The 13,278-nt window shown below is 67.5% G+C and carries 11 protein-coding genes; 4 read left to right on the forward strand and 7 right to left on the reverse strand.

Translation table 11 applies throughout. The features are described 5' to 3' along the window. Window positions 1–84 precede the first annotated feature (84 nt). From HUA76_RS40500 to HUA76_RS40510, 3 genes are all read left to right on the forward strand, one after another. A complete protein-coding gene (locus HUA76_RS40500) occupies window positions 85–2,487 on the forward strand; it encodes a TonB-dependent receptor (RefSeq protein WP_254614797.1) in 2,403 nt (800 codons plus the stop codon). Between the two features lies 1 nt (window position 2,488). After that, window positions 2,489–3,781 carry a hypothetical protein gene (locus HUA76_RS40505; RefSeq protein ID WP_174463914.1) on the forward strand — a complete coding sequence of 431 codons (1,293 nt, stop codon included), beginning with the start codon at window positions 2,489–2,491 and terminating at the stop codon, window positions 3,779–3,781. A 364-nt stretch (window positions 3,782–4,145) separates the two neighbouring features. Next, window positions 4,146–5,675, forward strand: coding sequence for a putative metal-binding motif-containing protein (locus HUA76_RS40510; RefSeq protein ID WP_371823595.1), 1,530 nt, complete (start codon window positions 4,146–4,148; stop codon window positions 5,673–5,675). A 97-nt stretch (window positions 5,676–5,772) separates the two neighbouring features. On the opposite strand, the gene HUA76_RS40515 is transcribed toward HUA76_RS40510, so the two are convergent. Further along, the gene (locus HUA76_RS40515) at window positions 5,773–6,666 is read right to left on the reverse strand and encodes an SGNH/GDSL hydrolase family protein (protein ID WP_174463916.1); all 894 of its coding nucleotides are present in this window, start codon (window positions 6,664–6,666) and stop codon (window positions 5,773–5,775) included. 243 nt (window positions 6,667–6,909) lie between these two features. Between HUA76_RS40515 and HUA76_RS40520 the strand changes: the two genes are divergently transcribed. Then, on the forward strand, window positions 6,910–7,320 hold the full coding sequence (locus HUA76_RS40520; protein WP_174463917.1) for a VOC family protein: 411 nt from the start codon (window positions 6,910–6,912) through the stop codon (window positions 7,318–7,320). 67 nt (window positions 7,321–7,387) lie between these two features. Here HUA76_RS40520 and HUA76_RS40525 read toward each other — a convergent pair whose 3' ends face one another. From HUA76_RS40525 to HUA76_RS40550, 6 genes are all read right to left on the reverse strand, one after another. After that, window positions 7,388–9,007, reverse strand: a complete 1,620-nt coding sequence (locus HUA76_RS40525; protein WP_141640333.1) for an ATP-binding protein — start codon at window positions 9,005–9,007, stop codon at window positions 7,388–7,390. Next, the gene (locus HUA76_RS40530; RefSeq protein ID WP_141640334.1) at window positions 9,004–10,473 is read right to left on the reverse strand and encodes an ATPase domain-containing protein; all 1,470 of its coding nucleotides are present in this window, start codon (window positions 10,471–10,473) and stop codon (window positions 9,004–9,006) included. The genes HUA76_RS40525 and HUA76_RS40530 overlap by 4 nt, the downstream gene beginning before the upstream one ends. Then, entirely contained in the window at window positions 10,470–10,865 is a 396-nt protein-coding gene (locus tag HUA76_RS40535; RefSeq protein ID WP_141640335.1) for a hypothetical protein, read from the reverse strand. The genes HUA76_RS40530 and HUA76_RS40535 overlap by 4 nt, the downstream gene beginning before the upstream one ends. Before the next feature lie 104 nt (window positions 10,866–10,969). Further along, window positions 10,970–11,188 carry a helix-turn-helix domain-containing protein gene (locus HUA76_RS40540; RefSeq protein WP_217440864.1) on the reverse strand — a complete coding sequence of 73 codons (219 nt, stop codon included), beginning with the start codon at window positions 11,186–11,188 and terminating at the stop codon, window positions 10,970–10,972. A 126-nt stretch (window positions 11,189–11,314) separates the two neighbouring features. Further along, window positions 11,315–12,448: an FAD-dependent monooxygenase gene (locus HUA76_RS40545; protein WP_174463918.1), complete on the reverse strand. Its 1,134-nt coding sequence runs from the start codon at window positions 12,446–12,448 to the stop codon at window positions 11,315–11,317. Continuing rightward, the gene (locus HUA76_RS40550) at window positions 12,445–13,056 is read right to left on the reverse strand and encodes a TetR/AcrR family transcriptional regulator (protein ID WP_217440865.1); all 612 of its coding nucleotides are present in this window, start codon (window positions 13,054–13,056) and stop codon (window positions 12,445–12,447) included. Before HUA76_RS40550 ends, HUA76_RS40545 begins: the two co-directional genes overlap by 4 nt. Window positions 13,057–13,278: the final 222 nt, after the last annotated feature.

Consider the following 13,278-nt stretch of genomic DNA (forward strand, 5'->3'; position numbering starts at 1 on the left):
AGGAAATCTCGCGGCGAATCTCCGGACGAAGGGCTGGCCGGTTCCGGGCCCCCGCCCCGTTGTTCTGGCGGACCGGAGGGATTCATGTCTCGACTGCCGTTGTACCTGACCAGGTGGGCCTTCACCCTGGGGCTCCTGCTCGCGCCCCACGCCCCGCTGGCGCAGGAGCCTCCCGAGGCGCCGCGAGAGGGACAGGTGCGGGGCACGGTGCGCGCCCGGGGCACGCGCCGCCCCCTGGCCGATGCCGCCCTCCAGGTGTCGGGAGTGTCGGACGTGGTGCGGCCCGACGCGGAAGGCCGCTTCATGCTCCAACTCCCAGCCGGCACCCACTCCATCGAGGTGCGTGCCCCCGGCCACAAGCCCACCACCTTCCTGGAGACTGTCAGCCAGGGCCAGCAGGTCGAGGTCATCTACCGGCTCGACCCCTTGAAGGTGAGCCCCTACGAGACGGTGGTGAGGGAGGACCGACCGCGCACCGAGGTGACTCGCATCCGACTGCACGCGCAGGAGGTTCGCGAGGTGCCCGGGACGCAGGGAGACCCCTTCCGCGTCATCATGGTGATGCCGGGCGTGGCGAGCCTCGCCTCCGGCCTCGGCTATCCCGTGGTGCGAGGCAGTCAGCCGGCCTCCACGGGCTTCTTCGTCGATGGGGTCCGCCTCCCCATGCTCTACCACCTGATGCTCGGGCCGGCCGTGGTGCAGCCCGAGTTCATCGACGCCATCGACTTCTTCCCCGGGACACCGCCCGTCCAATACGGGCGACTGCTCGGCGGCATCGTCGAGGGCCGCGTCTCCCGCCCGCGCGAGGACCGGGTCCACGCCTCGGCCACCCTGGACCTCATCAACAGCGCCGCCTTCCTGGAGGTGCCGTTCGCGTCCACCGGCACCAGCATCAGCGTGGGCGGCCGGATGAGCTACACGGGCCTGCTGAGCTCGCTCCTGGTCAACAGTCTCTCCAAGCCAGGCTCGAACGCCGTCGGCGCCGAGTTCTGGGACTACCAGGCCCGCGTCGACCAGAAGGTGGGGCAAGGGCGGCTGCGCCTCCTGGCCCTCGGGAGCTCCGATGTCCTGGCGTCCTACGCTCCCGAGGAGGAAGGGCAGATACCTGGCATGCCTGGCATGCCCAAGGACCCCACGAATGGCGGCGGCGGAATCACGCGCTTTCACCGGGTGGACCTCCGCGGCCTCCACCCTCTCGCCGACGGGGAGCTGGAGGTGGGCCTCACGGCGGGCGCCGACACGGTGGGCATCTTCTCCGAGCGAGGCCCTCCCCGCGTCCGAATCGGTGAGTTCGCCCTGCGGCAGAAGAGCCTCGCGGGGCGCCTGCGCTGGAAGCGGGAGCTTGGGTCGACGATGCAGCTCACCGTGGGCGCGGACGTGGAGCAGCGCCAGGGAACGGTCGTCGCCACCGGGAGCGAGGCCCCCGCCGGCTCCCAGTACTTCTCCGAGGACGATCCGCTCACCCGCCCCACGTCGGACGCCCGCACGAGCGGCGCCTACGCCGAGCTGCAGTGGAGCCCCTCACCGCGCTGGAGGGTCGTCCCTGGCGTGCGCGCGGACGTCTATCAACTGCTCGGGGAAATCACTCGCACGGCGCTCGAACCCCGGCTGACGGTGCGCCACGCCCTCACGGAGGCCGTCGTCCTCAAGGGGGGCGCGGGCCTGTTCCACCAGCCCCCCACCGTGATGCTCCAGCTCCCGGTGATGGAGGCGTCCGGCCTGCGCTACGGGCTGCAGGAAGGCCTGCAGTTCGACCTGGGCGCCGAGTGGAGGCCCCATCCCGCATGGGAGCTGAGCGCCGACGCCTTCTACAATCCCTTGCGTCGCACGGTGGAGTTCAGCCTCCAGCAGCTCCTCGACCTGCGGCGGCGGGGCGGCATCGCGGCGTCGGACCCGGCCGGCAGCGGCCACGCGTATGGCCTCGAGCTGATGGCCCGCCACGCGCTCGGCGGAGACTGGTTCGGATGGGCGTCCTACAGCTTCCTCCAGAGCCGGCGCCGGGTGCGCATCGAGCGCTACGATGACCAGAACCAGTTGCTGGGCACCGACCTGGCCACCGTGCCCTTCGCCTTCGAGCAGGAGCACGTCTTCAACGCGGCCCTCAGCCGCAAGCTCGGCAATGGCTACACCGTGGGGGCCGTCGTCCACTTCAACACGGGCCGCCCTGAAACAGGGGAGCTCACGCCGCAGCCCATGCGCGCCTCCGAGGACAGCGAGGGCAATCCCCGGTGGGTGCGGCAGGAGCGGAGCCAGGCGGGGCGCCTGCCCTCCTTCTGGCGCGTGGACCTGCGCGCCGCCAAGGCGTGGGCCCTGGATGACCTCGTGCTCGAGGCCTCCCTCGACCTGCTGAACGCCTCCTTCCAGACGGAGGTCCTCTTCTACGAATACACCTCGGAGCCAGCGGGCACGGACAAGACCTCCCTCGTGCGCAAGGCACGGGGCTTCCCCATCGTCCTCCCCATGCTGGGGCTGAAAGGAACGTACTGACATGCGCCTCACCCTTCTCGCGGGCGTCCTCTTGGTGAGCCTGGGTAGCGCGGGCTGCGAGCCCTTTCCCGACTCCCCCATCTTCTTCTACGGCATGGCCCTGAGGGCTGACGGCTCCCCTTTCCACTCGACAGCGCTGCCACTGGACGGGGGACGACACAGCAAGATCTACCGCGACCCGCTCGACTTCTCGCCGTATGGCATGACCACCACGCGCGACAATGGCGCCTTCGTGCTGGAAATCCTCTCGGGGGACATCGGGCCCTTCGTGACGGGAGGAGGCTCCTCGCCAAGACCGAACGCCCGCGCCCGCTTCCGGGTGGCGACGCCCCTGGAGGACGGCCCCGCGGCGTTCGTCTCGTTCACCCAGGTCAACGGAGGAGGAGACTCCGAGCTGCCGGTGCTGCGTGTCTGGGATGCGGACCTCGCCTGGAGCGATGCCCCGACCGGAAGGTGGCTGACCTTCGCACCGCCACCGTCCGCGCCCGAGGCGCCCCGAGGCGTGGTGGTCGATATCGACGACACCACACCGCAACCCGGAAGCCCGGAGGGTGACCTGGAGGACCCCTCGATTCCGCGGCCCGTGTTCCAGCTCCACACGAAGGAGGGCCTCGTCTGGAACGAAGAGGCCGTCACCTCGCCCAGGCTCCTGCCGCCCTGGCTGCTCGAGGACTTCGCCACACTGGAGGCCCAGGTGCGAGTGGTGAGCGCGGGCGCCTGGCGCCGCGATGCCCTCACCAGCGACGAGGCCTGGCTCCACTTCCGACTCGAATGGCGCAGCGAGCGACTGCCATTGCCGGCGGGTGCGTTGCGCCCACTCAGCCGGGGGGCCCGGTGCCATCCGGTGACTGACGTGCCCTGCCCGTTCACGGATGGGCTGCTCGCCGAACAGCGCATCTCCGAGCTGTGGCCGAGGGGGGAGCCCTCTTCCAGCCCACGGCGCGTGGGCGTGCAACTGGAGACGCCAGCCCAGCTCTCGCGCGTGGTCATCCGCGGACTGAGGACGTATGGACAGGAGGTGGTCATCGAAGGCAGCGAGGACGGAGTGCAGTGGTCCGAGCTCGCCAGGCGACCGCTCGCCGAATCACCCACGACAGGGAACAGCCGGCTTTTTCGCAACGTGAGCGACGCGGACAGTCCATGGGACCCACCGATCCCAGGGTACGAGTACGCCTTCCTCGACATCTCCCTGCCCGGAGGCCCCCCGGTCCGGTATGTCCGCCTGCTGTCCATGTGGCCCTCGCCCCAGGAGATAGAGGTGACCTCCATCGCGGAGCTGTCCCTCTTCGAGTGAGACAACCCGGCTCCCAAACTCCTTGCCAGATGGGCGGCCGGACTTGGTGGGTGGAGGGAAATCGATAAGCTCGTGGCCTGCCCAAGCCCATGCCAATTTCCAACTGGGAGCAGGACGGGTCGAGGGAGGGACGATGAGGTATCTGACCCCGTGGCTCGGAGTGTGGCTGTCTGTCCTCGCGGGCTGCAGCGTGCCAGGACTGGAAGAACTCAAACGAGGGCGCGCCCTCCCTGTTTCCATCCATTACACGGCGAGCTTCAGGACGGGCTGTATCCGTGTGGTGGCGCAGGGGGCACAGGACGCCACGACAAGGATGGAGGAGACAGCCTCGAACCTGGCCTCCATTTCCCCCCCATTGAAGTGGGTGCTTCTGCGCAAGCCCCATTGGGGCGGGGACGTAAGTCTTACCGTCACCGCGCACGAGCAGACCTGTAATGGGCCGGAGGTGGACCGTCAGGTGGTCGTCTTCGCGGCGGGAGTCGAGGACGAGCAGTCAGTGATGCTGGAGACGCCGGACATGGACGCGGATGGCTACGTCCCCCTCGCGAACGGCGGCACGGACTGCGACGACAGCATCGAAACGGGCGCGAGTGCCTTTCCTGGCCACACCGAAGTGTGTGACGCCGTGGACAATGACTGCGACCAGGTACTCAACGAGGGATTCACCGTCCTCTATCCCGACGGAGATGGTGATGGAGAGGGTGATTCGTCCAAGCCGTCCTGCGAAGGCGCCTTACCGCCCCCGGAGTTCGTGGCGAACGGCCGGGACTGCGATGACTCGGACCCTGGAGTGAAGACGACGGCGGCGGAGGTGTGCGACGCCATCGACAACAACTGCAAGGGAGGGGTGGACGAGGTGGGGGACTGCGGGGGCACGCTGCGAGAGGTCGCCGACTTTCATCTGCGAGGTCCGGGTGGCGACGCCCCCTGGAGGACGGTGGCGATGTCCCCAGCGAATGGCGGGTATCCCGTGTGGATCGCCGGCCTCGGGGGACAACTGGTCGTGCGCAAGGCGGCGAACGAGCGGTTCGAGAGCTTCAGCTTTGGAGCTTCGACGACGACGCCGCCTCCAGATGGGAGTCCGCCGGCCAGTCCGAACCATTGCGGCAACTACGGTTGGTATGCCTCGTGGGTTGATTCCGAGGGGGCTGTCTACCTGGGCGGAGCGTCCGGCCGGGTGGCGATCCATGACGGGGAGACGTGCGCCTTCGCGTCGCAACTTCCCGTCAATGACACGGTGGTGGGAATGGTGGGCTTCGAGAATGGCTTCGACACCATCGTGTACATGGCCACCGACGCGGGCCAGCTCTTCTACTGGAGGACCTTTGAATGGAACCTCGGGAGGCCTCCCCAATCAACCCCCAACAGCTCTCGGGAGGGTCACCGCTACACAGGGCTGCACGGCTTCTCCGAGAACCTCACTCAAGACGATAATGAAAAACTGTGGGTGTCGGCGGTCACCGGAGGCAAGCAAGCGGTCTTGACCTATTTCACGGGGGACGACAGCTTGAATGTGCAGTCTCTGGACAATCCTGGCGACATCAGCGGAGCCATGAATGCGGTGTGGGCAAGGTCCTCCACCACGGCATGCGCGGTCGGTGACCAGGGAGGCGTCTGGCGGAAGAGTGGAGTGGCCCAATGGACACAGCAATCGGTTCCCCCTAGGGGGGCGGTCGACTTCAGCAGTGTGGTGATGTTGTCGAACGGCGACTGCTACATCGTGGACAAGAGCAACAATGGCAGGCTGCATCGGCTGACCGGGAAGGGCTGGGCCAAGGGGCCAAGCCTTCCCGCGCACCTGACGGACAAGCCCTTGCACGACCTCGCGATGGAGACGGCGGCGAACTTCTGGATTGTCGGAGACGGTCGCGTGCTCCACTACCCGGAGCCGTAGCCTCCGGTTCGCGGTGTCTTCGAGCCGACGGGTCACGACAGCCCGTGCCATTCCGCCGCGCAGCTCCGCGGAATGGCACGAGCAGCGAACACGAGGTCTACAAGGTGCTCTCGGGTGCCATCACGGACGGGTCCACCGGGAATGGCGCACCGAAGCCGGGGATGTCGGAGACCAGGTCATAGACGAGGTCCGCGAAGATGCTGTGCCCGTAGCTGGTCGGGTGTGCGAGGTCCCAGAACAGGTACTTGTCCGGGTTGACTGACTTGCCTTCGCACGAGTCCTTCACATTCGTCAGCCCATACGTCGAGGGCGACGCGATGATGAGATTGAGGTGCTTGTGAGCATCCACGCCATAGAAGGTCACGGTCGGGTGGTCGGTGCGCAGCCGCTTCAGCGCCTGAACCCACAGGCTGTTGAAATGTGTCACGGGAGGCGCGAACACGTACGTCCCCAAGCCGCCCGGAATGATTCGCGCCTTCGGCGTCTTCTCCAAGGGGGGAAGGTTCACCCAGACAATCTTCTTGGCGCCCGCGGCGACCAACTTACGAATCTGCGCCTCGACGTTCGAAGCCGCCTGGGCCGCCGCGGCCTTGATGGCCGTCGAGTTCAGCGGGTTCTCCTCCACCTTCCGGCTGATGTCGTTGGCGCCGCCCCACAACGTAAACAGCGTCGTGGAGGTGATTTGAGGAGCCTTGTTCAGGTAGGAGTTCACCTGGGTCGTCATTCCGCTCGTGAGCGCCCCTCCTCGTGCGTAGTTCGTCCCGCCGTCGTCGGAGGCCGTGAGCGGCAACCCGAGCGCGGTGGCGAGCTGTTTGACCCACACCCCGTAAATCTGACTGGCCGGTTGAGTGTTCGGACCGCTGGTGGAGACTCCGTTGTTTCCGTTGTCGCTCAGGCTGTCGCCGAACGCGACGATGGCACTCTGCGCGCTGGCATGCAGGGGCGCGAGCACGGCCAGGGTCATCCACCCTGTCAAAAATGACTTCTTCATCCAGAGACTCCGAGTCGAGGGGTACCCAAGCGAACCTATCCCTGGATTCTCTGCTTATCAACATTTGCCAGTTTTCTAGCCTGCACTCGCGGGGAGGGCGCGCGCGGACGGACGGTCCGACCTGGCGCCTCCTCGCCGCCGCCCTCGGGCAAAAATAAATCCCGTGTCGATCTCCCCAAAATACGTTCGTCGTGAGGATGAAGGCGACGCTCACCTCATCCACCCCTCTGAAGGAGACGCACCATGGGCACCAAGATCTTCGTCAACCTCCCCGTCGAGTCGCTGGACCGCGCCGTCGGTTTCTTCACGAAGCTGGGCTACACGTTCAACCCCCAGTTCACCGACGCCAACGCGACGTGCATGGTCATCAGCGAGGACATCTACGCGATGCTGCTGGTGAAGCCCTACTTCAAGGGCTTCATCAAGAAGGAGGTCGCGGATGCCACGAAGACGACCCAGGTCATCATCGCCCTGACCGTGGACAGCCGGGCCGCCGTCGACTCGCTGCTGGAGAAGGCGCTCGCGGCGGGCGCCAAGGAGTCCAAGGAGAAGATGGACCAGGGCTTCATGTACCAGCGCAGCTTCGAGGACCTGGACGGGCACCAGTGGGAGAGCTTCTGGATGGACCCCTCCGCCGTCCAGCCGCAGCAGTAGGCACCTGGGAGGAGCGTGCCGCCCTTCGAGAGAGCCTCGAAGGGCGCACGCCCCCTCCTCGCGACAGCTATTGAGAGAAGGTCTCGATGGCGCGGAGCAGGGTTTCCGGCTGGACGGGCTTGGCCAGAAAGCCCGAGGCCCCACCTCGAGTCAGCTTCACCGCGGTGGCGGCATCCGCGGAGAGAATCAACAGCGGAATCGAGGAGAGCGCGGGGTCTTCACGACAGGCATTGTAGAACGTCTCGCCATCCATGACGGGCATCCGGATGTCCAGGAGGATGAGACCAGGACGCAGGCCCTGTCGGAGCAGCTCGAGCGCCACCTGGCCATTCGACGCGGGAACCACCTTGTAGTCCCTGCCCTCCAGAATCTCCGAGATACCGAGCCGGACCTCGTCCTCGTCCTCGACAACCATCACCGTGGTTGAACCGGCGTTCCCACGCTCCATGGACGCAAGCTCCTGCCCATGACTCGCGCTCCGCGCGGGAGCATCCTCACTCGCACGCTGACTCGTCATCGACCGGGGGAGCACCACCGTGAAGGTCGTCCCCTCTGCTTCAGAAGAACGCACGGAGACCGTTCCTCCGTGGCTTCGAACGATTTGCTCGACGATATAGAGCCCGAGGCCCAACCCTCCGCCCGCCACGCGCCGCTGCGCGTGCTGGCCCTGCCGGAAGGGATTGAACAACACCGGCACCAGGTCATCCGGAATCACGGGGCCCCGGTTGTGCACCGCGAAGACGACCTCGTCAGCCTCCGCCCGGAGTGTGACGCGGACGGGCGCACGCTCCGCTCCGTACTGCAGGGCGTTGGTGATGAGGTTGGTGGCCACCTGCGTGAGGCGGCCAGGGTCCCAGTCGCCGAGGACGACCACCTCCGTCGCCACCAACTGAATCTCCCGCCCGGGATGGGACAGACCCAGGTCGTCGAGGGCCTCCTTGAGGAGCGCCAGGAGGTCGATGCGCTGCCGGGACACGGGCAGGTGACTGGTCACTCGAGCATGGGTGACATCCAGGAGGTCGTTGATGATGAGGTTGGCTCTCTCCGCGCTCCGCAGGGCTCGCTCGATGGCCTTCGCCCGCTGGGGGTCTTCCGTCTTGCGCAGGAGGTGGGAGGCAACGGTGGTGATGACCGAGAGCGGATTGCGCAGGTCGTGGCTGACGACCCCCACGAGGATCTGCTGGAAGTCATGGGCCGCGGCGAGCTCCCGTGTCCGCTGCGCGTCCTCGTCGCGAAGCTTGATCATGGTCAGGTAGGCGCCGAGCTGCGCCGTGATGACCGAGAGCAGCCGGAGATGCTGCACGTCGTAGGAGATGTCCTCGGAGGGCTCCATGCGAACCAGTCCGATGACCTCGTCCAATCCCATCAAGGGCAAGGTCAGGTGCGGATGCGCATCGGACGAGCGGCCAATCTCGTCGGCGTGCGCGATGAGGCGGAAGAGCCGGGTGAGGGTCGACAGGAGCGCCCCCCGCTCCGAGGCGGGCGGCTCCGGCACCACGACCAGCGTGTACGAAGTGCCTGAGAACGCCTTCAAGAGCGCACATCGCCGGTAGGGAATGAGCACCCGCGTCAGCTCCAGCGTGCGCTGGACCCGCTCATCCGCCCTGTCGGCCGATTCGAGCGTGCGCGCAATCTCGGAGAGGGTCCGCGCGATGCGACCAAGCTCGGCGTCGTACTCCGCGCTCATGGGCTCTCCCTCGGCTCCCGGGTGGGAAGGCCGGTGAGAACACCGCGAAGGTCCTTGAAGCGCCCCGAGGTCACCTTCAAGCCGTCCGAGCCCACGGTCATCGACCGAAGCTCGGAGTTGTGCTTGATGCCGCGCGCCTTGAGCACCGAGATGGCCCGCTCCAGCTTGTTGCCTATCTCCACGTAGCGCAGCTGGATGAGGTTGTCGGCGATGAAGGAGACCCCGTGCCCCGAGATGACCGCGGTGCCCAGCAGCTGCTCGGATTCGACCGTCATCAGGAGCGTGACGCCGGCGCCGCGCATGTGCTTCGCGATGGCGTAGACCATCTCCTTGTAGCGACGGTCCGAGGGCACCCCCAGGGACATGGTGGTCAGGCTGTCGAACACCGCTCGGGTGGCCCCCAGCGCGCTCACCTCCTTGCGAGCCTCATAGAGGAAGCGGTCCGTCGACAGCTCCACGGGTGACGTGTACTTGATGACCAGCTTCCCCTGTTCCTCGAGCGCGGCCAGATCCCAACCCACGCTGCGCGCAATCGAGCGAAGCTGGTCGGGAGTCTCCTCGAGCGTGAAGAGGACGCCTTTCTCACCCCGCTGAGCCCCCTCGATGAGGAACTGGAGACTGAGCAGCGTCTTTCCGCTGCCCGTTCCGCCCTGAATCACCGTCGCGCTCCCGCTCGGGAGTCCGCCACCCAGCAGGTCATCCAGGCCCTCGACGCCCATGGTGGCGCGCGCCCCCGGGTCCGCGCTGGGCTGGACCTGGGTGTCCGAAGGAGTGCTCACGCGAGGGTAGAACGAGACGCCCGCCTTGCTGATGTCGAAGAAGTGCCGGCCCGACGTGTAGCCCGCGCCCCGCAGCTTGAGCACCTCCAGCTCGCGCACCGAGGTGAGTTCCTGCCGCTCGCTGCCCAGACGGATGATGCCATCGGCCACCGCGAACTCGGCGAAGACGGGGAACTCCTCCCGCGTGTATTCGCCGACGAGCAGCGTCGTCGCGCCCCAGCTCGCCGTCTGGACCGCGAGGTCATAGATGAACGGACGCGCCCCCCCACCCTGGTTCTGGAGGAGCTCGCCGATGGCGCGAAAGCTGTCGATGGCCACGAAGTCCGGCTCATGCTTCTCGACGCGCGCCTCTATCTCCGCGAGCGTCCGCTCCGCGCCCTGGCGCACGCACGCACCGAGGTCGACGAAGATGACCTGCTTGTCGAGCAGCTCGACATCGAAGAAGTCGAACAACTGCATGTAGCGGATGACCTTGAGGGCCGGCTCGGAGAGCGTGGTGAAGTAGAGGCACTTCTTTCCCTGACGCGCCGCATGGAAGAGCATCTGGAGCGTCAGGACCGTCTTTCCGGACCCCGGCTCGCCGGCGATGACCACCATGGAGCGGGCGGGAATCCCGCCTCCGAGAATCCGGTCCAGCGCCACGTCACCCGTGGTCTCGGACTCGAGAGAGGTCTTCTTGGCGATCATGACTCATCCTCTGGAGGAAACAGACGACAGCGCTCGATTTCGGGAATCCCGCGGAGCCTGCGAAGGACCACGGGGCCCGTGAGCTCCCGCAGGAGCGGCTGCAGCTCGCGTGCGACTTCGCGCAGGCCGTCCAGCGTTCCGGCGGTGCCGGCCTTCCATTCGGGGGGAAGGAACAGGTGGTACTCGAAGCGCTCCCGGCTGACGGAGATGCCTTGGAGTTCGGGCACGGTTCTCGCGGCGTGCTTCAAGCTGCGACGGATGAGGGTCGCCGTGGCCGGCGTTCCCAGCAGGTCGGCCAACGCCGACCAGAGGACCTCGAAGAGCACCGCGGCCTCACAGTCGGGCGGATGGACGGTCTCGGTTCTCTGAGGCTGCTCACGCTTCTCGGTCACGGGCCATCCAGTCCGGGCGCATGCGAGCAGCCCCAAGCCAATCCGCTGTCACTCGCTTCGGCGTCCTCGTCCCGCCATCCCATGAGGTGACGAGAAGCAGGGCGTCACACTTCGCGGCCCCGAGCCTTGGGCCGCGCATTGCGCTGACGCTCTTCCGCCAGACGCTCGACGTCGCCTCGGCGCACGAGCCGTCGCCCGCTCATGGTGCGCAGCGCCGGCAGGCGGCCCTTGTCGCAGAGCACACGCACCGTGTCGGGCGAAAGGCCCAGGACATGCCCGGCTTCGCTCGGCGTCAGAAGCTCTTCGGGGTCGCGATTCGACAAAAATGCCTCCCGCTCACGGTACGAAGATCCAGGTTCCTGGATCGCCGGAGGGAGTTAGGCATTGAACTGCGGTCCTGCAAGGGTGGGCGTGAAACACCACGGCCGCGGAAGGGCCCACGCCACGCCTCAGCCGACGGGCACGCCAGGCATGTCGCGGACGACCTTCTCGAGCTCCGCGCGGGCCACCGACTCCGGCGTCCACGCCATCGCCACGTCGCGCAGGCTTCGCGCGAGGCCGCTCTCCCACTGGGCGACCTTCCCGAGCATCCACGAGCGGTCGCGGATCCGCTCCGCGCGCGGGCGACGGAAGCTCTCGTAGCGGGCCAGCGCCGCGTCCGTGGGGCCCTGCGTCACGAGGAGGTGCGCGAGCGCGGCGGCGTCCTCGATGGCGAGCCCCGCACCCTGCCCCAGGTTGGGCGTCACGGCGTGGGCGGCATCGCCGAGCAGCACGACGCCGGGACTCCACCAGCGCGGCGCGGAGCAATCCTCGATGTCGTTGTGCCGCAGCCCCTCCAGCCGCTCGAACGCCGCCAGCGCGGAGCGGGCCGGGTCCGCGAACTCGGCGTACAGGGCCCGGAAGCCAGCGAGGTCCTTCCACGGCGGAGGCGCGCGACGCGGAGCATTGAGCGTGAGGAACACGTACGACTTCCCTGCTCCCAGCGGCACCACGCCCGCGCGCTTTCCCCGGCCCCACATCTCGACCACGCCGTCCCCGAAGTGCCCGTCGACCACGAGGCGCCAGCACGTGTAGCCGGAGTAGCGCGAGGGCACGTCGGCGCCGGGGACATGGGCCCGCACGGTGGAGCGGATGCCGTCCGCGCCGACCACGACGTCATAGCGACCCGCCGTGCCGTCGGAGAACACCACGTCCACGCCGTCCGCGCCGCGCTCCAGGCTCGCGACCGTCACGCCGTGTCGCGGCGCGGGGGACGCGGCACGCAGGACCCGAAGCAGCTCGTTGCGGTGGATGGCCGTGGCCGGGAGCGGCATGTCCGGCATCGCGTACGCCGTCTGCTGGAGCACGCGGCCAGAGGCGTCCGTGATTCGGGCCAGGCCCACCGGATGCCCGGCGGCGACGACCGCCTCGTGCAACGCGAGCCCCTTCATCACCGACATCACATTGGGGCCGAGCACGATGCCCGCGCCCTCGTCCTCGTAGGAGGGCCGCCGCTCGATGAGGTCGGCCTCCACGTCACGACGCGCCAGGGCCGCGCCCAGCGCGAGCCCACCGATTCCACCGCCGACAATCAGCACCTTCACGACGACCTCCTGGAACCCAGTCCGACGAGCAGCGTGGCCAGGGTGCGGCGCAGGACGTCCCTCGCTTCGGCCCCCGTCGAGTGCGTCAGCGGCGAGAGCATGCGCAGCACCGCCGCGTGGTACACGGAGAAGACAAGCTCCGCCGCCAGTTGGAGCTCCACGTCCGCGCGCAGCTCTCCGCTCGCCTTCGCCTCGTCCACGATTCGCGCCAGCGCGCCGACCAACCTCGCCAGCGCGGGCCGGTGCAGCGACTCGGCGGCGCCCGTGAGCCACGGCAGCTCCTTCACCACGGCGCGGGCCAGCTCGGGGTGCGAGGCGTAGTGCGCCAGGAGCGGTGTGAACAGGTGCATGCACCGGTCCACGAAGGCGCCGTCCGGCAGGGACGACACCGCCTGCTCGACCAGCGGCATCGCCTCCGCGCGCCACAGCTCGTGCAGGAGCGCGTCCTTCGTCTCGCCGTACACCAGCACCGTGCCCGTCGCGACGCCCGCCTCCTCGGCGATGGCTCGCACCGTCGTGCCCGCGTACCCGCGCTCCACGAACAGCCGCTTCGCCGCGGCGCGGATCCGCTCCCACTTGTCGCTCTTGGCTCGCTCACGCAGGGACATATTGAACCCGTTCAAATTTGAACGCGTTCAATATTCGCCGGGTCTTTTCTCGTCAATGGGGTGATGTCCACCCCCCGCGGCTTGCTCAAGAGCCCAATGATTCCAAGGGCCTGCGGACTCCGGCTCGCCGTGTTCGCGGGGTTCGCGATGAAGGCCCGACCGACGCAACTCTTGCCCGGTGATCCCGATAATCCCTGCAGGTTCCATCCAATTTATCGTGAG

It is taken from the genome of Myxococcus sp. CA056, assembly GCF_013336715.1.
Classification (GTDB): domain Bacteria; phylum Myxococcota; class Myxococcia; order Myxococcales; family Myxococcaceae; genus Myxococcus; species Myxococcus llanfairpwllgwyngyllgogerychwyrndrobwllllantysiliogogogochensis.

Bases quoted from the DNA above. Each gene is read 5' to 3' on its own strand.
- HUA76_RS40525 (WP_141640333.1), bottom strand. From the start codon at position 9,007: ATGAGCGCGGAGTACGACGCCGAGCTTGGTCGCATCGCGCGGACCCTC.
- HUA76_RS40505 (WP_174463914.1), top strand. From the start codon at position 2,489: ATGCGCCTCACCCTTCTCGCGGGCGTCCTCTTGGTGAGCCTGGGTAGC.
- HUA76_RS40500 (WP_254614797.1), top strand. From the start codon at position 85: ATGTCTCGACTGCCGTTGTACCTGACCAGGTGGGCCTTCACCCTGGGG.
- HUA76_RS40520 (WP_174463917.1), top strand. From the start codon at position 6,910: ATGGGCACCAAGATCTTCGTCAACCTCCCCGTCGAGTCGCTGGACCGC.
- HUA76_RS40530 (WP_141640334.1), bottom strand. From the start codon at position 10,473: ATGATCGCCAAGAAGACCTCTCTCGAGTCCGAGACCACGGGTGACGTG.
- HUA76_RS40550 (WP_217440865.1), bottom strand. From the start codon at position 13,056: ATGTCCCTGCGTGAGCGAGCCAAGAGCGACAAGTGGGAGCGGATCCGC.
- HUA76_RS40515 (WP_174463916.1), bottom strand. From the start codon at position 6,666: ATGAAGAAGTCATTTTTGACAGGGTGGATGACCCTGGCCGTGCTCGCG.